Genomic DNA, 22324 nt, shown 5'->3' with positions numbered 1-22324 from the left:
GACTGGCACCTACAGAAAGTGTTCAAGGACAAGGTGGCTTCGCCTGCCTGGCAGGAAAAGCTGCATCAGATCGTGCCGAGCTATGGCACTCAGCTGAACGGCAGCCCTGAGAAGGTTGCGCAGGAGTGGGCTTACACCGCCAAGGTGCTGCAACTGACTCCGCCGCCAGCGATTGGTCAGGTAGCGGCTCCGGCTGCTGCTCCGGCTGATGCTGATAAGGCGAAAGCGCCGAAGGCTAATGCTGCCAGTGATATGGCTTTGTAAGTAGAAGCGTAATCAGAGAAAGCCCACTGATCGGAGACGGTCAGTGGGCTTTTTTTGTGGGGAGTGGTTTTCGAGGGGGTAGATTCATCTGGGCTCACATCTCGGTGCTTCATCCAAAGCCTGTCTCAACGCATCAAAAATTTTGAACCGCCTTTGGACGCGCTCGCCTAATGATTAGCTTGTGAACGAATCGCACAGGCAATGTGCCAATACCGGCATTTTCCGAGAGGTGGTCAACGTGGCTAAAGACGAGAAGAAAAGCAAAGGTGATGCTTCGAACGCCAGCAAGGATTTGAAAGACAAAAAGTCATCGAAGGCAAAGAAATCAGCTGCGGCCTCGGCTCTTTCGAAATCTTCCGAAAAGAAAGACAAGAAAAAAGATGCCGAACCGAAGAAATCTGCAAAAAAAGCTGATAGCAAGCCAGACAAGGCTAAGAAATCAGACAAGGCAGAAAAGCCGGCGAAAAAGAAAAAGTGACCTCTGCGATCTGCTAGGGCGTTACGCCCTAGCTTCCTCAGGCCAAATTGCGAGCAAGCCTGGCCCACCTCAATACCCGGTTATCGCAGTGCTTCGCGTCGATATTGTCCGGGCGATTTTCCGTGAACACGGCGGAACGCGACTCCAAAGGCAGCATCCGACAGATAACCCAGCGAAGCGGCAACGGTAGCGACGTTGTCCGTGCCATCGCGCAACCTCGACGCCGCCACTTGCATGCGCCATCGCGTGACATATTCGCCGGGCGACTGCCCCACGCGCGTCTTGAATAATGCAGTAAAGCCAGAGCGGGACATGCAAGCCATATCCGCCATTTCAGCCAGCCTCAAAGATTTTTCGGGTGCGCCATGAATGGCACGCAACACCTTGGCGATGACCGGATCTCGAAGTCCTCCCAGCCAATTCAAATCAGTAGCGTCGGCGGCGGTGATGCGATGGCGAAGCACGTGAATGAAGATCAGCCGCAGTAGATCGTTGCACATTGCATGCGCGCCAGCTTGATTCGATTGCCACTCACGATCCAGTTCATCCAGCAGCCAGCCAAACGACGATGCGCCTCCGGACCCGGCGCGGATGATGAGTGCAGGCGGCAATGCATCGAGCAACTCCATCGCCGCAGGACCGACAAGTGAAACGCTGCCGCCCAGCAACTCGACATCGTCACCCACGCCGAACATTGCCGACGCCCCCGCATGGGAAAACACATCGGAGGCATTTATCGCCTCCACATCCGGCCCGCTGGCCAGAACGAACGGCGTACGAGCAACGACAAAACAGTCGCCAGCCCTCAGATGACAAGGCGCCATGCCGTCCATGCGCAACCAGCACTCGCCTCGTCGCACGACATTGAATTTCAATTCGATGGGCCGGAACTGTAATGCCCAAGTGCCGCCTGCCTGCAATCGCACGGAGCAGGCGGCACGCAGTCCTGACAGCGCCAGGACTTCGGACAAGGGATCAGAAACTGAATTTTGGATGATCACGATAGAAAACCGGGTTTCTTGAGCTGTTTCGTCCAGCGAGCTTAGTGAAGAATCGAGCACTTCGATACCTGCGAGGGAGATTTCTCATGCCGACGCTTCAAAACCCTATTCACTCCGACTTCAATGCCGCCAGTACCGCCGCCGAGGTCATGGCAGGTGTTGACCTGACCGGCAAAATTGCGATCGTCACCGGCGGTTATTCGGGAATCGGACTGGTCACCACGAAATGCCTAACCGCGGCGGGCGCACACGTTATCGTTCCCGCCCGAGATCCGGTCCGGGCCCTGGCCGCCCTGGCAGAGGTCAAGCGGGTCGAAGTACTGGAGATGGACTTGATGCAACCCGCATCGGTTGAAGCCTTCAGCCGACGCATGCTCAACAGTGGCCGTCCGATCTCGCTGCTGATCAACTGCGCCGGGGTCATGGCCTCGCCACTGACGCGAGACGGCGATGGGCACGAAAGTCAGTTCGCTACGAACCATCTCGGTCATTACCGCCTGACTTGCGGGCTGTGGCCGGCACTGATTGCCGCGGGCGCGGCGCGCGTGGTTTCGGTCTCGTCACGAGGGCATCAGATCGCCGGGGTGGATTTTGACGACATCGATTTTTTGCGCCGGCCATACGACAAGTGGGTGGCGTACGGTCAGTCGAAAACCGCCAACGCACTGTTTGCGTTGGCGCTCGACAAACGCGGACGTCATCGCGGCGTGCGGGCATTCTCGCTGCACCCGGGGCAAGTCCTGACCAGCCTCGGACGCCATCTGAGCAGCGCCGAAATAGCCGCATTCGACGTGCTGGATGAGCACGGTCGGCAGCGCCTGAACCCGGAGATCGGACTCAAGACACTGGAACAGGGCGCTGCAACCGGCTTGTGGTGTGCGACCAGCGCCACGCTTGCAACCTTGGGCGGTGTTTACTGCGAAGATTGCAATATCGCCTCTATCAACGAATCGGAGACGGGACGCAAGGGCGTGGCCAGATGGGCAGTCGATCTTGAGTATGCCGAGCGTCTTTGGGCCGCATCGGAGCAATGGACAGAGATGACAGTTTCATAAATCTGATACTGTTTTTTATGTTGGATCTGAGTCTTTTTTTAGTGCGTCGGTGCTCTATAGAGTGCGCGTCCGACGCACTAGTGGACAGTGATCGGCCGCCTACTATTTCTGGCTCTCTGAAGACCGGACGACCTCGAGAGTCTTCAGGAACCACCATGAATACTCGTCCTGGTTTTCGCAGCAAGACACTCCCCGAATCGCAACGTGACATTCTCGGTATGATCGCGACCGATCATCATCTGGGCGACATACTCTGCGCCATCTGCCAGATGCACGACGCACAGGCCCCCGAAACCTTCTGTTCGATACTGCTCACTGATGCCGAGGGCAAACGCTTGCTGAGCGGCGCGGCGCCCAGCCTTCCGGTCGAATACAGTGACGCGATTCATGGAATGGCCATTGGTCCACAGGAAGGAACCTGCGGCACCGCTGCGTTCCGGCGCGAGCTTGTAGTCACCGAAGACATCGCCCGGGACCCCAACTGGGAGCGTTTCCGCAGCCTGGCGCTGGGGCATAACCTGCGTTCCTGCTGGTCGGTGCCTTTGCTCTCCCATCAGGGACGCGTGTTGGGTACATTTGCCCTGTACCAGAACCGCGTCCATGCGCCGGACGAGGCGCAGATTCAACGACTGGACCGCGCGGCCCAACTGGCAGTCATTGCGATTCGTCATGAGCGTGATGGCCAACGACTGGAGGAAAGCGAACAACGTTTTCGTTCATTGTTCACCTACAACCCCCACCCCGTGTTCTCCCTCGATCTGTTCGGCAATATCCAAAGTGTGAACGCAGCAGGCCTGAAGCTGAAACCGTACACCGCAACCGATTTCATTGGTCATCACTTTTCCCATCTGGTACTCGAAGAGGACCTGGAGCGGGTCAGTCAGCATTTTTCCGCAGCCCGCGCCGGAGAACCTCAGCGCTTCGAGGCACGGGTTCTCGACGAGAGTGACAATCTGCTGACCATGGACATCTCTAACCTGCCGATCATGGTCAACGGAGAAATCGTCGGGGTATTCGGCATTGCCCGGGACATCAGCGAGCAGAAGCATTACGAGCGCCAGTTGAGCTTCAACGCCAGCCATGACCGGCTGACCGGCTTGCTCAACCGTGTTTCGCTTGAAGAACGGCTTGTTCTGGATTGTCACATCAGTCGTCGGCGCAAGCGTCGTCTGGCGGTGATGTGCATTGATCTGGATGGATTCAAATCCATCAACGATTCGATCGGACACTACTTCGGCGATCAGGTGCTGATTGAGGTGGCGCAGCGTATGACCCAGCAGATTCGTCCCGGCGATACCATCGTGCGCATGGGCGGTGATGAATTTATCGTTCTGCTGCCGGACTTGCTTCGTGATGAGGACGTTGTACCGGTAGCCGAGCGATTGATGGCCAGCATTGCCAGGCCCTACTGCATCCAGGGCATTGACCTGCACCTGAGCGCAAGTGTCGGCATCACCCTGAACGATGGTCACATCGAGCAGCCGATGCAGCTGATTCAGCAGGCTGACATGGCCATGTACAAAGCCAAGCAGCAAGGGCGCAACAACTTTCAGTGGTACACCAGCGATCTAAATCAGCGCGTTTGCGAGCACGCGAGCCTGCGCAATGACCTGCAAAAGGCTATCGAGACCCAGTCGCTCAAGCTGCATTATCAACCGCAGATAGAAGCGCGCACGGGTCGGGTGGTCGGGATCGAAGCGTTGCTGCGCTGGGAGCATCCGGAAAAAGGATTTATCTCCCCCGCGGTGTTTGTGCCGGTGGCAGAGGACAGTGGTCAGATCATCCCGCTAAGCCTTTGGGTACTCGATACGGCCTGCGCGCAACTGCGCCAGCTAGGCGAGCAGGGCATTACGAGCATCTCAATGGCCGTGAATATTTCGCCGATGCATTTTCAGCGTGGCCAGTTCGTCCAGTGTGTCCAGGCCACCCTGGAGAAACATGGTCTGCGTGGTGAGCAGTTGGAGCTGGAGATCACCGAGTCGCTGCTGTTGCATAACGCGGAACAGGCAATCGACACGTTGCACCGGCTCAAGGCGCTGGGGGTGCGTATTGCGCTCGATGATTTCGGCACCGGTTTTTCCAGCCTCAGCTACCTCAAGCGTTTGCCCATCGACAAGATCAAGATCGACCGCTCGTTCATCCAGGAAATCGCCACTGGTAATCACGATGCAGCGATCACCCAAGGCATTATTTCCATGGCCCATCACCTCAGCCTTACGGTGGTCGCCGAAGGCGTGGAAACGGCGTCTCAGGTGGATTTCCTGAAGGGCAGTCGCTGCGATGTTTTTCAGGGGTATTACTTTGCCAAACCGATGCCCTATGCAGAAATCGAAGCTTTCCTGAGCCATCCCGCGTCCCATCCCTGACCACCAGTTCTGTCTGGTCCCAGACCTGAAAATCAGACGCTAAGGCAAATCTTCAGACCCCAGCGCAGAACTCCCTCTCCACAGGCAAGGCGCTCCCTGCGCCTTTCTCACACACTCGGCTCTAACGCTATCGCGCTGCACAACAACAAGAGCCGCGAAAAAAATGACTAGTTTCCAGCCTGCTACCGAAAGCCAGACCGGCCACATCGGCGCCCGTCAGACCCGTGTCGAGGACGCCGCATTGTTGCGCGGCCTCGGCTGTTATGCCGATGACGCTGCGATCCCTCCGGGTACGCTACACGCGGCGATCATCCGTTCACCCCACGCTCATGCGCGGATCACCTCGGTGGACTTTTCCCGTGCGCTGCTGATGAAAGGCGTGCACGGCGTGCTGGTCGGCGAAGACGTCAAACGCTGGGCGCTGCCGTTCCCGGTGGGTGTGCGGCAGCCGATGGAGCACTGGTGCGTCGCCGTCGACAAGGTACGTTATGTCGGAGAGCCGGTGGCCGTGGTGATCGCCGAGAGCCGCTATCTGGCCGAGGACGCGATCGAAGGTGTACGCGTTGAATACGAGGCGCTGCCGCCGATCATCGACCCGGAACTGGCCACCGCTGAACAGGCGCCGATCCTGCACGAAGCCGTCGGCAGCAACGTGGTCAACGAACGACACTTTCGTTATGGCGAACCGGAGCAGGCCTTCGAGCAGGCGCCGCACAAGGTCTCGCTCAAAGTAAAGTTTCCGCGCAGTTCCTGCACACCCATTGAATGCTATGTGGTGCTGGCTCAGTACGAGCGCGCCACCGGCATTTATGACGTGCTGGCCAATTTCCAGGGCCCCTATGCGCTGCACACGGTCATGGCCCGGGCACTGAATGTGCCTGGCAACCGCCTGCGTTTGCGCACACCGAAAGATTCCGGCGGCAGCTTTGGCATCAAGCAAGGGGTTTTCCCTTACGTGGTGATGATGGGCCTGGCGTCACGCAAGGTTGGTGCACCGGTGAAGTGGGTCGAGGATCGTCTGGAACACCTTCAGGGGGCTTCTTCGGCGACCAATCGGGTGACCGAAATTGAAGCGGCGGTAGAAGCGGATGGCCGCATCACCGCTTTGCGTTATGACCAGATCGACGATTGTGGTGCCTACCTGAGAGCGCCGGAACCGGCGACTTTCTACCGCATGCACGGCAACCTGACGGGTGCCTACGCGATCCGCAATTTGCAAGTGCGTAACCGGGTGGTGCTGACCAACAAAACCCCTTCCGGCCTGAACCGTGGTTTTGGTGGTCCGCAGGTGTATTTCGCGCTGGAGCGGCTGCTGCAACACATCGCCGTGCAGTTGAAGCTTGATCCGTTGGACGTGATCCGCCGCAACCTGGTGCCGGCCGGCGCCTTCCCTTATCGCGCGGCAGCCGGTGCGTTGCTCGATTCCGGCAATTACCAGGCAGGCATTGCCTTGGCGGCGGCGGACGGTGGACTCGAGGAGTTGCTCAAACGTCGTGATCAGGCGCGTGCCGAAGGCCGAATCTATGGCATTGGTTATGCCGCGGTCATCGAACCCTCGATTTCCAACATGGGTTACATCACCACCGCGATGACGCCCGAAGAGCGGCGCAAGGCCGGTCCGAAAAACGGCGCTGTCGCCACCGCAACCATCAACGTCGGCCCGTTGGGTGACGTCAGTGTGCACGTGTCCTCCGCACCGCAAGGGCAGGGCCATCAAACCACCGTGGCTCAGGTCGTTGCCGAAGTGCTTGGGGTTGCGCTGGAATCCATCGTGGTCAACGTCGAACTGGACACTCAGAAGGACGCGTGGTCGATTGCCTCTGGCAACTATTCCAGCCGTTTCGCCGGTGCTGTGGCCGGTGCCGTCTACAAGGCAGCGCTGAAGATTCGCGATCGTCTCGCCGCGATTGCCGCCGAGCAATTGCAGGCCAGTCCCGAAGATATTCGTTTCGCGGGTGGCAAGATTTTTGTGGTCAATGGCGGGGCGGTAGCGCCATTCCATCGGATTGCCGGTGCTACCCATTGGTCGCCGGGCCTGCTGCCGGAAGGTGAAAGCGGCGGTCTGCGCGAAACCGCCTTCTGGAGCCCGCCGCAATTGGAGGCACCGGACGACAAGGATCAGGTCAACAGCTCGCTGTGCTACGGCTTTGTCTTCGATATCTGCGGTCTGGAAATCGACCGCATGACCGGCGAGATCCACATCGACCGCTACGTCACCTGCCATGACGCCGGCCGCCTGCTTAATCCGGCGCTGGTGGATGGCCAGATTCGTGGTGGCTTCACCCAAGGCCTCGGCGCGGCGCTGATGGAAGAGTTCGCCTACGGCGAGGACGGCAGCTTCCTGAGCGGGACCTTCGCCGATTATCTGGTGCCGACCGCACCGGAAGTGATCGAACCGATGATCCTGCACATGGAAACGCCATCGCCATTCACCCCACTGGGCGCCAAGGGTGTGGGCGAGGGCAACAACATGAGCACGCCGGTGTGCATCGCCAACGCGGTGGCCGACGCCCTCGGTCGATCGGACATCCGTCTGCCACTGACGCCCTCGAAAGTACGCACGCTCATCGGCATCGACGAGCCACCACGGCCCGCCGGTATGGAGGCCGATGAAAACCTCGACGCAGTACCTGCCGGTGGACCGGCACTGCGGGCCAACGACTCGGTGGTGATTCCTGCTTCGCCGCAACAGGTCTTCGATACCTTGCTCGACCCGCAGACGCTGGCGGCGATCATTCCCGGTTGCCACGACCTCGTGCTTGAAGGCGAAAACCGTTACCGCGCAGACGTCACCGTCGGCGTCGGCATGATCCGCGCGCGCTTCGAGGCCAAGGTCGCCCTGAGTGATCTGGACCCGCCGCATTCATTGCGTCTGTCCGGCTCCGGCAGCAGCTCGATGGGTTCGGCGCAGGGTCAGGCCAAGGTGCGTTTCGTCGAACTGGAAAATGGCCACACACGTCTGGAATACCAATACCAGGTAGCGGTCAGCGGCAAAGTCGCCGCCGTCGGCGGCCGAATGTTGCAAGGGGCCTCGAAAGTGATCATCGGACAAATCTTTACTCGCCTGTCGCAACGGGTCAGCGGCCAAGCCATCTCCACCGGCTGGTGGGCGCGATTGCGGGCCTCGCTTGGCGCGCTGTTTGGCAAGGGAGGTGCGCAATGAAACCGGCGGCTTTCGATTACGTTCGGGCTGACACCCGTCGTCAGGTGCTTGAGTTGCTCGCCGAGTACGGTCAGGAGGCTCGCATCATCGCCGGTGGCCAATCGCTGATGGCGGTGTTGAACATGCGCCTGGCTCAACCCAAGTTGCTGATCGACATCAATCATGTGGCTGAGCTGGCCTATATCGAACTGCGCAAGGATTGCCTGGCGGTAGGCGCCGGGGTACGACAGGCGCAACTGCTGGCGCGTTCGACCCTGATGGACGAGGTGCCTTTATTGGCACTGGCGATGCCCTGGATCGGTCACTTCCAGACCCGTAATCGCGGCACGGTCTGCGGTTCGGTGGCTCACGCCGACCCCAGCGCCGAGTTGCCGCTGTGCCTGGTGACGCTGGGCGGCGAGATCGTTCTCGAGTCGAAAAAAGGCAAGCGCATCGTCAAGGCTGCCGACTTCTTCCAAGGCATTCTCACCACCGACAAGCGTGCGGATGAACTGGTTGTCGAGGTGCGTTTTCCGCTCAAGCGCGAAGGCATTACCTATCGCTTCCGCGAGATCGCCATGCGCCACGGCGACTTTGCAATTGTCTCCCTGGCTGCGGCCATCGGCGCGGACCAGGTCGAACTCGGCATCGGCGGGGTCGCCGACCGTCCGCAACGTCGCAGCCTGCCTCGTGGCGCGGGGCTGCCGGATGCGCTCAATCAAACCGCCTGGTCGCTCGATGCACAAGACGACGTGCAGGCCAGCGCTGCCTATCGCCGCCAACTGATTCGCGAGCTGGGTCATCAGCTGATCGAAGGAGTCTGAACATGCGTGTAACTGCCGACCAAACCTTTCCGATTCGCCTGGAACTCAATGGCCGCTCCCGCGAAGCCCTGGCTGAGCCGCGGACCCAACTCTGCGACTTCCTGCGCCACGACCTCGGTGCCACCGGTGTCCATGTCGGATGCGAACATGGTGTCTGCGGTGCCTGCACGGTGCTGGTGGACGGCGTCGCCATGCGTTCCTGCCTGATGCTCGCGGTACAGGGGCACGAGCGGCGTATCGAGACCGTCGAGTCCCTGGCTGACGACGACACACTGAGCGACCTGCAACAAGCCTTTCGCCGACATCACGCCTTGCAGTGCGGCTTTTGCACTGCGGGCATTCTCATGTCCTGCGTGGACTTCCTCGAACGGGTACCCGACCCGGACGAGACCCAGGTACGCGACATGCTTTCGGGGCATCTATGTCGCTGCACCGGCTACACCGGCATCGTCCAGGCCGTGCTCGAAGTCGCTGCCCAGCGCCAAACGAACAAAGGGGTATAACAAAAATGTTCGATCTCGGACGCAGTTTCCTCGCTGCCGTTGAACGCCGGCCGCACGCCGTGGCGGTCAGTGACGGTGCGTTGAAGAAAACCTATGAAGAATGGTTCGTCGATATCCAGAGTGCCGCCTGGGGCTTGCAATGCCTTGGGCTGCAACGCGGTGATCGACTGCTGGTCGTGATGCAAAACCGCTGGCAGATGGCGACCCTGCATTGGGCCTGTCAGTTTGCGGGCATCGTCATGACGCCGTTGAACTGGCGTTCGACTGCCGATGAACTGGGCTACTGCATCGAAGATGCGCAAATTAGGGCAGTGGCTTACGACGACGCGACCGTGACCGCCGTGGCCGGTTGCAGCGCCGCCACAAGGTTGCCACGGATCGCCACCGGTCTGCGTGCCGCCAACACCGACCTGAGTTTCGAGGAACTGTGTTCGCAGACCCCCTCCGACATCATTTTGCAGGCCGACGCCGAAGACTTTTCACTGCTGCTGTACACCTCCGGAACCACCAGCAAGCCCAAGGGCGTGCCCCGTCGGCACCGTAGCGAACGCGCCGCGGCGGTTGCCCACGTAGCGCAAAACCTTTACCGCCAGGGCGAGTGCACGCTGGGCGTCATGCCGCTTTACCACACCATGGGCGTTCGTTCGTTGTTGTCCATGGCGCTGATCGACGGACATTTCGTCTGTGTGCCGAAGTTTGACGTGGAAGCCACGCTGCAAGCCATCGAGCGGGAAAAGGTCAGCAACCTGTACCTGGTGCCGACGCTCTACCACATGCTCATCGAACACCCGGCCTTTGCCCGCGAGCGAGTCGCCAGTGTGGAGAAAATCGGCTTTGCCGGTGCACCGATGAGCGACGGTTTGATGCGTCGCGTCGAGCAGGCGTTCCAGCCGCAATTGTTCGTCAATCATTACGGCAGCTCGGAGATCTACACCTTCACCATCGACCAGCAAGCCAGCCGCAAACCCGGTTCGTCAGGGCGCAGTGCAATGAACCAGCGCGTGCGCGTGGTGCCGATCGATGCCGAAACGGTGGACGTACAGGTCAACCCATTGGAGGAGGGCCAGATCATCGCCGACCTGGCGAGTGACGAGGCGTTCGAAGGCTACCTGAACCGCCCCGAAGCGACCGCCAAGGCGTTGCGTGATGGATGGTATTTCACGGGTGACATCGGCTACTTCGATCTGGAGGGCGATCTGTTCGTCACCGGTCGTGTCGATGACTTGATCATCACCGGCGGCGAAAACGTCAGCCCGGCAGAAATCGAAAACATGCTCTCTCTGCACCCAGCAGTGGAAGAAGTGGTGGTGGTCGGTCTGCCCGACGAGCAGTGGGGCAAGATCATTGCCGCGTTTATCAAGCTGCGCGCCGAGGTATCGGAAAGCGACCTCGATGCCCATTGCATTGCTTCGGGCCTGGCCAAATTCAAGCGGCCACGGCGTTATCAGTTCATCGATCAGATTCCCAAATCTCCAGTGGGCAAGGTGCTGCGGCGCGTGCTGCTGGCTCAATTTCAGGAACAGGCCTTGAAGGCCATCAGCTAATCATCCAGAGGACACTCTCATGCAACAGCAAGCGATCCAGCAATTTCTCGACACTCAGTTCGATGGCTTCCAGGTTGAAGTCGATGTGTCCCGCGAGCGCGCCGACATCATCCTCAACCGCGCACCGTTGAACGTCATTTCCATGGGGCAGCGTGATGAACTGCGCCAGGTCTTCGAAGCCCTCGATGCACACAAAGGCGTGCGCGTCATCGTGCTGCGCTCGGTGGGCGAACACTTCTCCAGCGGTGGCGACATCAAGGGCTTCCTCGAAGCGTCGCCAGAGCACGTTTCGAAACTGGCCTGGAACGTCGCGGCACCGGCACGTTGCGAAAAACCGGTAATCGTGGCCAACCGGGGTTACACCTTCGGCGTCGGTTTCGAACTGTCCCTGGCCTGCGATTTCCGCATTGCTTCGCAAACCACTCGCTACGCCTTGCCTGAGCAGAACCTCGGTCAGATCCCGGGCTCGGGTGGCTCCGCGCGCCTGCAGAAAATCATCGGCATCACCCGCACCAAACACATGGTGATGCGCGCCAAACGCATCACCGGTGACCAGGCCTACGCCTGGGGTATCGCGACCGAGGTCGTGCCGGATACCGAACTGGAAAGCACCGTCGACGCGTTGGTCGATGAACTGCGCCGCTTCTCGCCGCTGGCTCAGCGCACGGCGAAAAAACTGATCAACGACAACGAAGATGCGCCGCTGACCGTCGCGATTGAAATGGAAGGTCACTGCTACAGCCGTCTGCGTAGCTCCAAAGACTTCAAGGAAGGCGTTGAAGCGTTTCACAGCAAGCGTACGGCCGTGTTTATCGGCGAGTAAATCGTACTGGCGAGCGGGCCCGGGAGTATGTTGATAACAGCGTACGCCTTACGGAGCAGGGCCTGCCGCCCCTTCAATGCAACTGAAAGGGCACATCAAGCTTTCACCGCTGACCTGCTGATTACTCGCAACCCGTGCACCGGGATGCAGAACGTTCGATCACCGTTTGTGTGAGGCAACCATGACTACGACAACAACAATAACTGCATCACCCTCCAGCGCCGCTAGCGATACACCACAGATTCCACCGGGCAAGGCCTTGCTCGCGGCATTTGCCTCGACATTCGGCTGGGCGCTGGATTTGTTTGACCTGTTCATTCTGCTTTATGTGGCACCGATTATCGGCCGCCTGTTCTTCCCCTCGGACACCCCGACATTGTCGCTGGCCGCGGTATATGCCTCGTTCGCCGTGGCCTTGCTGGTGCGTCCGCTGGGCTCGGCGATCTTCGGTGCGTATGCCGACAAACACGGTCGCAAGCGTGCGCTGATGGTCTCGATGGTCGGCGTTGGTATTTCCACGGCACTGTTTGGCGCGTTGCCGACCATTCATCAGGTCGGCATTTTGGCCCCGATACTGTTTTTGGTCTTGCGGGTGATTCAGGGCATTTTCGTGGGCGGCATCGTTGCCTCCACTCACACCATCGGCACCGAATCCATCTCGCCGCGCTATCGCGGCTTGATGTCCGGGTTGATCGGTGGCGCCGGTGCCGGCATGGGCGCGCTGTTGGCGTCATTCACCTATCTGGTGTTGTCAGAGATCTTTCCCGGGGAGGAATTTGACGTCTGGGGCTGGCGCTTCATGTTCTTCTGCGGCCTGCTCAGCACATTGTTCGGTCTGGTGATGTTCCGTTACCTGGAAGAGACCCCGGTCTGGCAGCAACTGCAACAAGCGCGTAAAACCAAGGGGCCGGCAGTAGTTGTCGTGTCGCCGCTCAAGCGTCTGTTCGGTCGCGAGTACCGCGGCGTGATGCTGGTCAATCTGCTGATTACGTTCGGAGGCGGTGCCACGTATTACCTGGCCTGCGGTTATCTGCCGACATTGCTCAACGTGGTCGCCAAAGTGCCTCATGCGCAGACTTCGCAGCTGCTCATGTACGGGTCGGTGGCAACCATTGTCGGAGCACTGGCCTTCGGTTACCTGAGTGACCTGATCGGTCGCAAGAAGACTTTCCTGCTGCTGGGTGTGATCAACCTGGTGAGCCTGCCGATGATGTTCCTTGGTGTCGCCGAATCGGGTTCGCTGACCCGTACTGCGCTGTATTGCGTGGGCATAGGCTTCATAGGTGGGGCGATCATCGCGCCGATTCTGATCTTTCTCAACGAACGCTTTGCCACCGAGCTGCGAGCCAGCGGCACCGGATTGTCCTGGAACATCGGTTTCGCCCTCGGCGGAACCATGCCGACCTTTGTGTCCCTGGTCAGCGGCAGCCCGGCGCAGATCCCCATGGTGTTGGCGATTTTCGCTGCCGGTCTGTCGGTGATCTATCTGATTGGCAGCGTGGTGATTCCAGAAACCCAAGGCAATTTCAAATAATGCCGGGGAGGTGCTCCAGGAACTCGCAGATCAGCCGCAAAGTCCGCTCGGGCGCTTCGGTCTGGGGAAAGTGCCGACAGTTATCCAGCAGCACACAGCGGCACGGTCCAGGCACCTGTCGCTGGATGACCACCAGTTGCTCGGGCGTGGCGTAGTGGTCTTCGCGACCCTGAATGACCAGCAGCGGCTTTTCGATGTAAGCCAGCTGCGCTTCGAGATCGTCCAGGGAAAAGTCCGGGTGCAACCAACTGTCGCTCCAGCCGTGAAAAGCGCCATCGACATTGGTCCCGTGATGGCGTGCCAGGCGCTCGCGCAGTTCGCCCTGATGCCACACCTTAGTGGTATGGCGAATGCCGTCGAGGCTCTCAGCCTCGACAATCACGTGAGGCGCCAGTGCAATGCTGCCCAACACCCGTGGATCGTCGGTAGCGGCATAGGCAAGGACGATGGATGCGCCGTCACTGTGACCGAGCAAGACCACTTGCGGCAGTTGCAAGGCATCGAGCAATTGCCGCAGTTCACGAGGGCCGTCGCTGCTCAGGTAGTTCAGCGGCCGCGGCAGGGTTACCGGGCTCGATTGCCCATAACCCTGACGGCTGTAAGTGACCACACCGCAGCCGCTGACCTGGGCCAGGCGCAGGGGGAAGTCTTTCCATTGTTCGGCGCTGCCGAGGCCTTCGTGCAACAGCACAAACGTTGGTCGCGACGGGTCAGCCGCAGGCAGTTGGCGATATTCCAGGCGCAGCGGCCCAAGTTGCAAAAATTGTTGTGGCGACATGTTGAATCAACGATTGAACAAGGTTGCTCGCAGGTTACCGTAAACGTAACCCAGCATGCAGTACCACGCTTTGCTTGAGGTATAGAAAACATGCGTCATCTCGATGTTCAGGTGATCGACCAGGCACTGCAATGGGCTCGCGCCGGGCAGGCCCAGTGGCTGTGCACAGTACTCTCCACCTATGGCTCGGCGCCGCGTGCGCCGGGTGCGATGCTGGTGACCAATGGCACAGGCGAACACGTCGGCTCGCTGTCGGGTGGCTGCGTCGAGGAGGAGTTTCTCGAAAGCCTGACGCGCGGTGAGTTACGCGAACCGGCGCAGATCGTCAGTTATGGCGACAGCGTCGAGCAACGCCACCGTCTGCGATTGCCCTGTGGCGGCGTGCTGATCGTGCTGGTCGAGCACCGCGCTGCCAGTCTCGAATGGATCGCCCACCTGGAGAGTCTGCAAGCGGCGTTGCTCGGCCAGCGCCGTCTGATGCGTCACGTCGAGCTGAGCAGCGGTGCCTTGCGCCTGGACCCGGACACCGGACACGGCAGCGAGCGGGTGCAAGTCGTCGACGAAAAGGTGCGTATCAGCGTTGGCCCGGCGTTACGACTGATTCTGGCAGGGCTCTCGCCGGTCGCTGAAGTCTGCGCCGGTTTTGCCCGTGCCATCGGCTGCGAAGTCATCGCCTGCGATCCCCGGGAAGAGATGCTGCATATACATCTCGAAGGTGTGGAGATGCAACGCGTGCTGCCCTCGATGTTCATTGCCGCCGGAGGTTGCCACGCGGCGACCGCGGTGGTGGCGCTGACTCACGATCCGCGAATCGATGACCTGGCGCTGATGGAAGCGGTGCACACTCCGGCGTTTTACATCGGCGCCATGGGATCTCAGGCAACGTCGGCCAAGCGCGCCGAGCGGCTCAAACGCATCGGTGGTCTGACGGATGAACAGATTGCCCGTTTGCACATGCCCATCGGCCTGGATCTGGGCAGCAAGGCTCCGGCGGAAATCGCTCTGGCGGTGGTGGCCGATATCCTGCGCGTTTATCACGGGAAAGAACGCCATGCCTTGTAAGGCGGTTTTTCCGACGAGTGTGGGGGCTGCGAAAGTCGAGGTAGACGCTCGGTCATTCGCGCGCGATAGTGGCCAGCCACGTGTTGCTGAACCATTGAGTGACCGTCGGGGTTGAGAAATAGATAGACGCCCCGATGATATGCATTGTGGTCGGTAACAATATCGCTTCTAGCGAGCGGAGGAATCTGATGTCGATTGCCCAACGGGTTTTCCACGGCAGGTTTGGACGGGTCGCCTTGCTGAATATGGATCGTTCGCTGGTCACCCACACCCATTCCGAATGCCATGTCCTGGTTAAAGTGTCCGGTGAAGACACTTACTTCAACGTCAACGGTCGGCGGGTTCCGCTCAGCGATCGCACGGCGGTGCTGGTCAACGCCTGGGAGCCGCATTTCTACGATCCGCAGCCGGGCGCCGGTGCCACCCTGATCCTTGCGCTCTACATCGAGCCCGCCTGGCTGGCCACTGCCCAGCAGTCGCTGGCGCTCAGCGGTCGGCCGGACTTTTTTGCCCGGTCGTGCATCGAGCTGTCGAGTCGTAATCGCACCTTGGCCGACATCCTGGTCGCCGAAGCGCATGGCTGCGGGATCGTGCCGAAAGAACGCATGGAATTCATGCTGTTCGACTTCCTGATCGAACTGATCGAGGACTTTTCCAGTTGGCGGCATTTGTCGATGCTGGGTGCGCCGAACTCAGGTGAGTTCCGGGACGCGCGCGTGCGCCGTGGCACCGCCTGGTTGCTTGAGCACCTCGATGATCCGACCCCGATCGACAACGCCGCGCGGGCTTGTGGACTGTCTCGGGCGCACTTCTTTGCGCTGTTCAAGAAAGATACCGGCATGACCCCGACCTTGCTGCTGAACGACGCGCGCATGCGCCGGGCTTTTACCTGGCTGGAGCGTGAGCGCAGTGGAACGTTGGGCCTGTTGTCGGAGAACCTCGGGTTCTCCGAGCAAGGTCATTTCACACGGTTTTTCCGCCAGCACATCGGAGCTTCTCCCAGCCAGTATCGGCGTGTAGTGGATTGTTATGCGACGGTTTGAACCGAGAGGAGGGCGGGGGTATTGGGCAATACTCCCGCCGATGAAGTTAGTCTTTCAACTTGAAGCTGACGGCTTTTATAGGCTACGTAAGTTGTAACATCTATTAATTGTCCAGAAAGTCATAAATCTCTTTCATGCGTTCTTCGCGCATCAACTCAAGTTCTTCCTTGGTTTCGGCCACCCACTGCAGGATGAAGTCCCAGCAATCGCAGCCGTGCGCGTCGGCTTCTGCTTCAAATGCTTCTTTCAGAAATTTAAGGCGATATTCTTCCGGCGAGAGCCCACAGTTTTCAGCGAGGCTGTAGTTCAGCTCGCTGAGTTCAAGTTGGATCCATAAGTTGGCGTCCAGAAACTTTTTTAGGGCGAGTTCGGCTCTAAGTTCTTTTGCGATCATGAATGCTCTCTTGTGGAATGCAATAAGTAGCTGGTTGTTCGAGGTCGGCCCAGCGATAAATCGGACTGTGTCAATTTCCTGCCATCATCCATCCTCGAACGCCATGACGTTCACTCAACTCTTTCACGACGCGAGCCGCGTCCTGCTTTTGTTTATACGGGCCGATGACGACAAAGTTGTTTTCTTTACGCGCTACCGGCAACTCCAGCTGCTGAATGGCTTTTACTGCGCGGTGGCGACTGGGTGTGTTCAATGCAATTTCGACCACCCAAACGCCGGATGAAGGCGTGGTTGAAGCTTCTTTTTTAGGGTGGAGAATATAGCCGCCGCATGTCAAGCACGGGCGTTCCGGCGTGATTAGCGAGCCTGGAATGGTACGAAAGACATGCCATTGCGTATGAATGGTTTTTTTACGAGCGAAGAGTGCCAAGAGCAGGCCGGTGAAAGCAATCAGACCGCTTAGAATAATTGTCCATTTGTGTGCCTGTGTGGGCAATGAAGGCAGCGTAAGTACTGTAGTTTCATCTGGCTTTTCCATCAAAAACTGTACGGCCTCAGCCTCCGTTGAGTCGGGTATGCGGGATTCGTTTTTCGCAAGGTGCGCGAGCCCGTCGGAATCTTTTGCACTGAGCTCTGCCGCAACTTTATTTGCGGTGTCATCGAATAGTTGTTCGAACTTTGTCACTTTTTGCTGGATGTGTGAATTGTCGACGTTATTTTGACAAGTTTGTCCTGTGGACGTGTAGGTCCATAGTAGTGCTGATAGTTGCCCAAAAACGCCAGTTACCAGGAAGCCCAAGCCAAGCTTTCGCACGACACCATCTCCAAATCAAATGAATTGTTATTTGTCCCGTTTGTTCTGATAAAACAGGGTTCTATTTTTGATCCTGGGATGGTCTGGATTCTTGAGCGCGTCAGTGTGCCCAAGCGCCAAAACGAGTTGGCTGCTTTTTGTTGTTTTAAAGAACATCGGGCATGCACTTTATAGACTGTTGGTTGACGAAAAAGGCTCAGGTGATCAAAAAAAAGCCGTATCAGATGGATTTGATGAGGGCCAATTAAAACACTTATATTTAAGGTTAATATCGTGGCCAAAGTACCTGGCCAAAGATTCAAGCCAAGCCTGCGCGCTCGGTATAAATGAAAGGATTGTTAGCCGGCCCTTTACGGTAAGGACGGGGAGAAGCAACTGAATTTTTTGTCACCCTTTCAAACGATGCCGGTGTGCTGCACTACACTTCAGGTGCCATTCCTACCGCAGAGAGTTCTTGGAGAACGCTCCAGATGCTGTGCTTAGTCCTGAAGAGTTTGCGGAACTGAGCGCTCAGCTTGAAAGCTCTGCTCAACACGCCTGGCCGTGGAAGCATTACCGGTCCTGATGTGGGATGAGGGTCAATGCTATGGCCGCTGAAGGCAACGTCGGACAATTATTTGCTGTCGTCACTTTGCTTGCCGCCGCCGTGGTGGCAGTGCCGCTGCTCAAACGCATCGGGCTCGGCTCAGTGGTCGGTTACCTGGCGGCGGGGCTGATCATTGGCCCCTTCGGACTGCAACTGATCAATAACCCCCACACCATCATTGAGGTGGCCGAGCTGGGTGTGGCGATGTTTCTTTTTGTGATTGGACTGGAGATGAAACCCTCGCACCTATGGGATCTGCGTCGGCAGATCTTTGGGCTGGGCAGCCTGCAGGTGGTGGTCTGTGCTGTTCTGCTCACTTTTGTCGGCATGGCTTTTGGATTCCCTTGGCAGGTGTCATTTGTCTGCGCAGCGGGTTTTGTACTCACCTCCACGGCCCTGGTTATGCAAGTTCTCTCGGAACGCGGTGACATTACCGAGCCGAGAGGGCAGCACGTCAGCGCTCTGATTGACCAAGGTGTTCTGCAGACCACTGTGGGCGAGCACTTCGGTGCGATTAATGCGGCCAACATGCGTCGTGCCCATGCGCTGGTCGAGAGCGGCAAGGCCCGGGGCAAGATCGTTCTAGAAGGTTTCTGACTTCACTCCTCGGGCGGGCTCGCTTGCGGGCCTCTGAACCGCCTGCGGCATCACTGCCATTTTTTATGTCGCAGAGTTGACGATGAATCCGTCCAGTAACGTATTGGTTTCAGTTCGCTTCGGAACGAGGCTGTACTCCGAATTGCGGAACGAGGTGAGCGCCCAGCTCCTCAATGACTTGCGCAGCAGGGCGCTTTCCGTACTTGAGATTCAGGATAACGTGGTCCACCCCGATTTCCTCAAGCGCCTCCAGCAAAGCCCGGAGGTGGACGCGTCCAAGCCTGAACCCCAAATGAATGTGAGTGGGTGGCGTGGACGGGTTCTCACTGAGGTCGATGTAAAGCGACTGAGTGAAGGGCTTATAGATGGAACCACATTGCTTCATGACTTCCAGTCGCCAATCTTCCACGATCAGTCGCTGCATTTTCGGCGCGCGCGGATAGTTGATCCATCCGACGCTTTCGCGCGCGATCCAATCCAGTGACTGGCGGCTATGCCCGGTCACGAGCATTGGAATGACCTGGGTTGTGGGTTTCGGAATGAGGTCTGCGCCCTGCAGCTCACCACCGCTCCAGCGGATGGGTTCAAAGCTTGTGCTGTGGGCTCGGCGAATCACTTCGTAGTGCTCTCGAAAGATTTCTCCGCGCCTTTCGGGATCGACGTCAAAGGCCGAAAACTCCACTGGGCGATCGCCGGAGGCTACCCCAAGAATCAATCGACCTGCGCTCAACTGATCGACGCTGGCTGATGCCTTGGCCGTGTGCAGAGGATGGTGTAAAGGGATGGCGATGGATGCGGTGCCTAGCGCTATCTCCGACGTATGAGCGGCCATATAGCCCAGGTAAACCCAGGGGTCGAAGACTTGGCCAACATCGCCGAAACCAGGGTCCCGAAGAGGCACGTCGCGAAACCAGAGCGCGGAGAAGCCCAGTGCCTCTGCTCGCTTGGCCAATTCGACCTGGTTGAGCATGCTCGGAGTGTCCCCATCGAAGGCCTCCAAAGGAAAGAACAATCCCAGGCTCAAATGACCCGGAGTGAACGTTCGCCTGAACCCTCGATGCTCCTGATAAGGAACCGTGCTTGGCCGATACATAATCATCTTCCTCAATGGAAGAACGTGAACCGCGGGTCGACCGGATTGAGAGGCGAGTTGTTGGCGATATGCGCGTGCAGGTCCGGATTGGCAAGGAACGGGCGGTCAAAGGCAATCAGATCGCTCCAGCCCAATACTGATCACTCAGCAACGGACTGGGGATTCATGCAAGAAGCGTAGGCGGTTTTGCAGAGAACCGCCATGTTCTGGGCGTGCGGAACTCGGATTTTGGCGCCAAGACTAAGATTGATCATCCACCACTGACCTTCCAGTGTTTGACGTTATCAGCAAACACCATCTGCTTCATCTCATGAGCAATACCATAAGCCAGCGATTCATGGGCGGCGATGACCTTTTCCTCCGCAGACAAGCAATGAAAAATGTCGAGTTTGGTCGCTGCGTCAGCGGTTTCGAGCATAAAGATTTGCACGTAGCGCGCTAGGTCATTGTCGAGACTGGACAGGTATTCCCTCAGCCGTTGATGGTCGACGGATTTTTGGCTGAAGTACCAGTTCATCGGATGAATCAGAAAGCGTGCGTGAGGCGATGTGATGCGCCGGCCTGCCGCCAGAAACATGATGATGCCCATCGATTCGATATTGCCGGCGTTGATTGCGCAAAGCGGTACGGGCAACGACTTCAGAAACGTGTAGAGCGTGAAGCCAAAATTGGTGCTGCCCCCGCAAGTGGACAGGTTCAGGAGAAGGGAGGTGGCACCCTGATCGATGGCTTCAAGGCAGCAATCCCTGAAGCGCTCGGTCGTTGCCTGGTCGATCTGGCAATGAAAATGCACGATGTGTTCAGTCATTGATTGACCTCCTGGGTGCGATGCGGGGGAGGGCTTCCAAGCGCTATTGAGTCTAGTAAACATCGCTTATTCAGGGCGAAAAACCGCCGTAAGGTGACACCGATGAATGGGACAGCCGTCAGTCGACTGGTCGCCGTTTCCAATGGAACCAAACGCCCGAATCCGCTCGTCGCGAGCACCGTATTTCCGTTCAAACTTTCCGTTTTGTGGATCCTCCGAATTGTACGGGCCCATGCTCGTGCCAACGATGTAGAGGTGAACAAAATGGCCAATACAGGAAATAACAATCCAGGCAATTTTTCCAATGATCCTGACAAGGCTTCAGAAGCCGGAAAGAAAGGCGGAGAAGCGTCTGGCGGCAACTTTGCCAACGATCCACAACGCGCGTCTGAAGCGGGTCAAAAGGGAGGTCAAGCTTCTGGCGGACAGCCCTCGCGCGATAAAGACAGCATGTCCGGAGGTGGGCAGGGTACAAATCGCGGAGGGGAATTTGCCGACGATAAGGAAAACATGTCCAAGCCAGGCCAAAAAGGCGGCCAGGCTTCCGGCGGACAGCAGCCTAACAAGGCTGATCAATCGTCCAGCGGCGGGCAAGGAAGCGGACGCGGTGGCAATTTCGCCGATGACCGCGATAAGTCGTCTGGAACGGGGCGCAATGATGATGGGATGAGCGGAGGTGGAGGACGTAAGTCCTGATGTCGTGTGACCCTATCAAGCCCCGAATTTTCGGGGCTTGATATCGATGGCAATGCTCGTCTTATCTTGCTTGAGTCATGCTGATGGGGCTAGATCGCCTTCACCCTTGTCTCCTCGCCAGGATCAATTTATGCCGCTGAGATTTCACAAGATGCACGCCAATGGCGATGACTTCGTTGTTGTGGACTCGCGAAACTCGGCCAATCTAGCGCCTTTTTCGGGAGCACTCACAGGTAGCTGGTAATGAGCATGGGGTAGGGCAGTTGAAGGATTGAATGGAACATCTTCACTATATTGCGCGGTTTCTTTCGCCGCCTTAGACATCACTGTTACGTAAGGTCAAATCGCTCCAACGCATAATCCTTACCTGCCAAGGTCAGTTCAAAAATGGTGGCGCCAAACGTACCGCGGGTCACTTTTTGCGTCACCAGACGTTTAGCCTGGAGTTGCTTTAGGCCGGCTTCAACTTCTACCGTGCTGAGGGAGACAAGTTTGCAAACCGAGTTCAAGTTTGCAACTTTTCTGAAGTTCGCATGATAGGCCAAAACTTCCATCAGTAGCGTTTGGTTATCGGTCAACTTTGGAAACTGAGGGTTGTTCTTTTTGTAAACCTTTCGCTCTATCTCGTGTAACTCGCCGTCAGTTCCATCAGGGATGCGGACGTAGTAAATCGCTACAGACAGAGTGCTGATGAAAATCGCGATAATCACCAGCAACGACCAATTCGGCATTGGCGTTTCCAGCAAAAGCCAATCCCCCAAACGTAGCAGCCAGCTCGTGGTATCGGCCAACAATGTCAGGTCGAAATAAGTTTCGAGCGACGTTATGGCCACCCAAGCGACAACGAAAATGCCAGCCAGGAAGGCCATAGACTTGGGCGTGAACGAGGAATGCTTGCCTTGTGCTGCCATGCTACTCG

General features: G+C 58.0%; 18 protein-coding genes and 4 pseudogenes. 15 read left to right on the top strand and 7 right to left on the bottom strand.

The window, feature by feature from the left end; all coding sequences use genetic code 11:
- Positions 1-9: 9 nt before the first annotated feature.
- Both AB4N91_RS14410 and AB4N91_RS14405 read left to right on the top strand, forming a co-directional pair.
- Positions 10-264: pseudogene (locus AB4N91_RS14410) on the top strand (malate:quinone oxidoreductase); the annotation flags it as partial.
- A 181-nt stretch (positions 265-445) separates the two neighbouring features.
- Positions 446-742 carry a hypothetical protein gene (locus AB4N91_RS14405; RefSeq protein ID WP_010459396.1) on the top strand — a complete coding sequence of 99 codons (297 nt, stop codon included), beginning with the start codon at positions 446-448 and terminating at the stop codon, positions 740-742.
- An 80-nt stretch (positions 743-822) separates the two neighbouring features.
- On the opposite strand, the gene AB4N91_RS14400 is transcribed toward AB4N91_RS14405, so the two are convergent.
- Complete coding sequence (locus tag AB4N91_RS14400; protein WP_231990924.1) at positions 823-1803, bottom strand: AraC family transcriptional regulator; 981 nt, start codon at positions 1801-1803, stop codon at positions 823-825.
- Between the two features lie 26 nt (positions 1804-1829).
- Between AB4N91_RS14400 and AB4N91_RS14395 the strand changes: the two genes are divergently transcribed.
- The 8 genes from AB4N91_RS14395 to AB4N91_RS14360 all read left to right on the top strand — a co-directional run bounded on the left by AB4N91_RS14395 (position 1830) and on the right by AB4N91_RS14360 (position 13534).
- On the top strand, positions 1830-2798 hold the full coding sequence (locus AB4N91_RS14395; protein WP_083377012.1) for an oxidoreductase: 969 nt from the start codon (positions 1830-1832) through the stop codon (positions 2796-2798).
- Between the two features lie 155 nt (positions 2799-2953).
- The gene (locus tag AB4N91_RS14390; RefSeq protein WP_460112596.1) at positions 2954-5164 is read left to right on the top strand and encodes a putative bifunctional diguanylate cyclase/phosphodiesterase; all 2211 of its coding nucleotides are present in this window, start codon (positions 2954-2956) and stop codon (positions 5162-5164) included.
- A gap of 163 nt (positions 5165-5327) precedes the next feature.
- Positions 5328-8327, top strand: a complete 3000-nt coding sequence (locus AB4N91_RS14385; RefSeq protein ID WP_447890487.1) for a xanthine dehydrogenase family protein molybdopterin-binding subunit — start codon at positions 5328-5330, stop codon at positions 8325-8327.
- Positions 8324-9130 carry an FAD binding domain-containing protein gene (locus AB4N91_RS14380; protein ID WP_427700318.1) on the top strand — a complete coding sequence of 269 codons (807 nt, stop codon included), beginning with the start codon at positions 8324-8326 and terminating at the stop codon, positions 9128-9130. The genes AB4N91_RS14385 and AB4N91_RS14380 overlap by 4 nt, the downstream gene beginning before the upstream one ends.
- Before the next feature lie 2 nt (positions 9131-9132).
- Positions 9133-9633, top strand: coding sequence for a (2Fe-2S)-binding protein (locus tag AB4N91_RS14375; protein WP_084321443.1), 501 nt, complete (start codon positions 9133-9135; stop codon positions 9631-9633).
- A gap of 5 nt (positions 9634-9638) precedes the next feature.
- Positions 9639-11177, top strand: coding sequence for an AMP-binding protein (locus AB4N91_RS14370; protein WP_460112595.1), 1539 nt, complete (start codon positions 9639-9641; stop codon positions 11175-11177).
- A gap of 19 nt (positions 11178-11196) precedes the next feature.
- A complete protein-coding gene (locus AB4N91_RS14365; protein WP_010459412.1) occupies positions 11197-12000 on the top strand; it encodes an enoyl-CoA hydratase/isomerase family protein in 804 nt (267 codons plus the stop codon).
- Positions 12001-12181: 181 nt separating this feature from the next.
- A complete protein-coding gene (locus AB4N91_RS14360; RefSeq protein WP_304816888.1) occupies positions 12182-13534 on the top strand; it encodes an MFS transporter in 1353 nt (450 codons plus the stop codon).
- Here AB4N91_RS14360 and AB4N91_RS14355 read toward each other — a convergent pair.
- Positions 13527-14312 carry an alpha/beta fold hydrolase gene (locus AB4N91_RS14355; RefSeq protein ID WP_460112594.1) on the bottom strand — a complete coding sequence of 262 codons (786 nt, stop codon included), beginning with the start codon at positions 14310-14312 and terminating at the stop codon, positions 13527-13529. The genes AB4N91_RS14360 and AB4N91_RS14355 overlap by 8 nt on opposite strands.
- 90 nt (positions 14313-14402) lie before the next feature.
- Here AB4N91_RS14355 and AB4N91_RS14350 point away from each other — a divergent pair, with 90 nt between their 5' ends.
- Positions 14403-15374: an XdhC family protein gene (locus AB4N91_RS14350; protein ID WP_010459417.1), complete on the top strand. Its 972-nt coding sequence runs from the start codon at positions 14403-14405 to the stop codon at positions 15372-15374.
- Between the two features lie 188 nt (positions 15375-15562).
- Positions 15563-16417 (top strand): helix-turn-helix transcriptional regulator, encoded by an 855-nt coding sequence (locus tag AB4N91_RS14345; protein ID WP_010459419.1) that lies wholly within the window; start codon positions 15563-15565, stop codon positions 16415-16417.
- A 103-nt stretch (positions 16418-16520) separates the two neighbouring features.
- On the opposite strand, the gene AB4N91_RS14340 is transcribed toward AB4N91_RS14345, so the two are convergent.
- Together AB4N91_RS14340 and AB4N91_RS14335 are read right to left on the bottom strand one after the other, a co-directional pair.
- Positions 16521-16811 carry a DUF6388 family protein gene (locus tag AB4N91_RS14340; protein ID WP_010459421.1) on the bottom strand — a complete coding sequence of 97 codons (291 nt, stop codon included), beginning with the start codon at positions 16809-16811 and terminating at the stop codon, positions 16521-16523.
- Between the two features lie 70 nt (positions 16812-16881).
- Positions 16882-17625, bottom strand: a complete 744-nt coding sequence (locus AB4N91_RS14335; RefSeq protein WP_460112593.1) for an SPOR domain-containing protein — start codon at positions 17623-17625, stop codon at positions 16882-16884.
- 586 nt (positions 17626-18211) lie between these two features.
- Between AB4N91_RS14335 and AB4N91_RS14330 the strand changes: the two are divergent.
- Positions 18212-18679: pseudogene (locus AB4N91_RS14330) on the top strand (cation:proton antiporter domain-containing protein); the annotation flags it as partial.
- Positions 18659-18808: pseudogene (locus AB4N91_RS14325) on the top strand (zinc-binding dehydrogenase); the annotation flags it as partial. The pseudogenes AB4N91_RS14330 and AB4N91_RS14325, both read left to right, overlap by 21 nt.
- A gap of 109 nt (positions 18809-18917) precedes the next feature.
- Here the strand turns inward: AB4N91_RS14325 and AB4N91_RS14320 are convergent.
- Entirely contained in the window at positions 18918-19901 is a 984-nt protein-coding gene (locus tag AB4N91_RS14320; protein ID WP_460112592.1) for an LLM class oxidoreductase, read from the bottom strand.
- Positions 19902-20151: 250 nt separating this feature from the next.
- The gene (locus tag AB4N91_RS14315) at positions 20152-20709 is read right to left on the bottom strand and encodes an ATP-dependent Clp protease proteolytic subunit (RefSeq protein WP_010459465.1); all 558 of its coding nucleotides are present in this window, start codon (positions 20707-20709) and stop codon (positions 20152-20154) included.
- A gap of 264 nt (positions 20710-20973) precedes the next feature.
- On the opposite strand from AB4N91_RS14315, the pseudogene AB4N91_RS14310 reads away from it, so the two are divergent.
- Positions 20974-21135, top strand: a pseudogene (locus AB4N91_RS14310) (con-10 family general stress protein); the annotation flags it as partial.
- 599 nt (positions 21136-21734) lie between these two features.
- Here AB4N91_RS14310 and AB4N91_RS14305 read toward each other — a convergent pair.
- A complete protein-coding gene (locus AB4N91_RS14305) occupies positions 21735-22316 on the bottom strand; it encodes a hypothetical protein (RefSeq protein WP_460112665.1) in 582 nt (193 codons plus the stop codon).
- Positions 22317-22324 lie beyond the last annotated feature (8 nt).

This window comes from Pseudomonas sp. H3_D04 (assembly GCF_054669175.1).
Note: the sequence above shows the minus strand (reverse complement) of the source record. Positions and strands in the feature narration are given on the sequence as shown.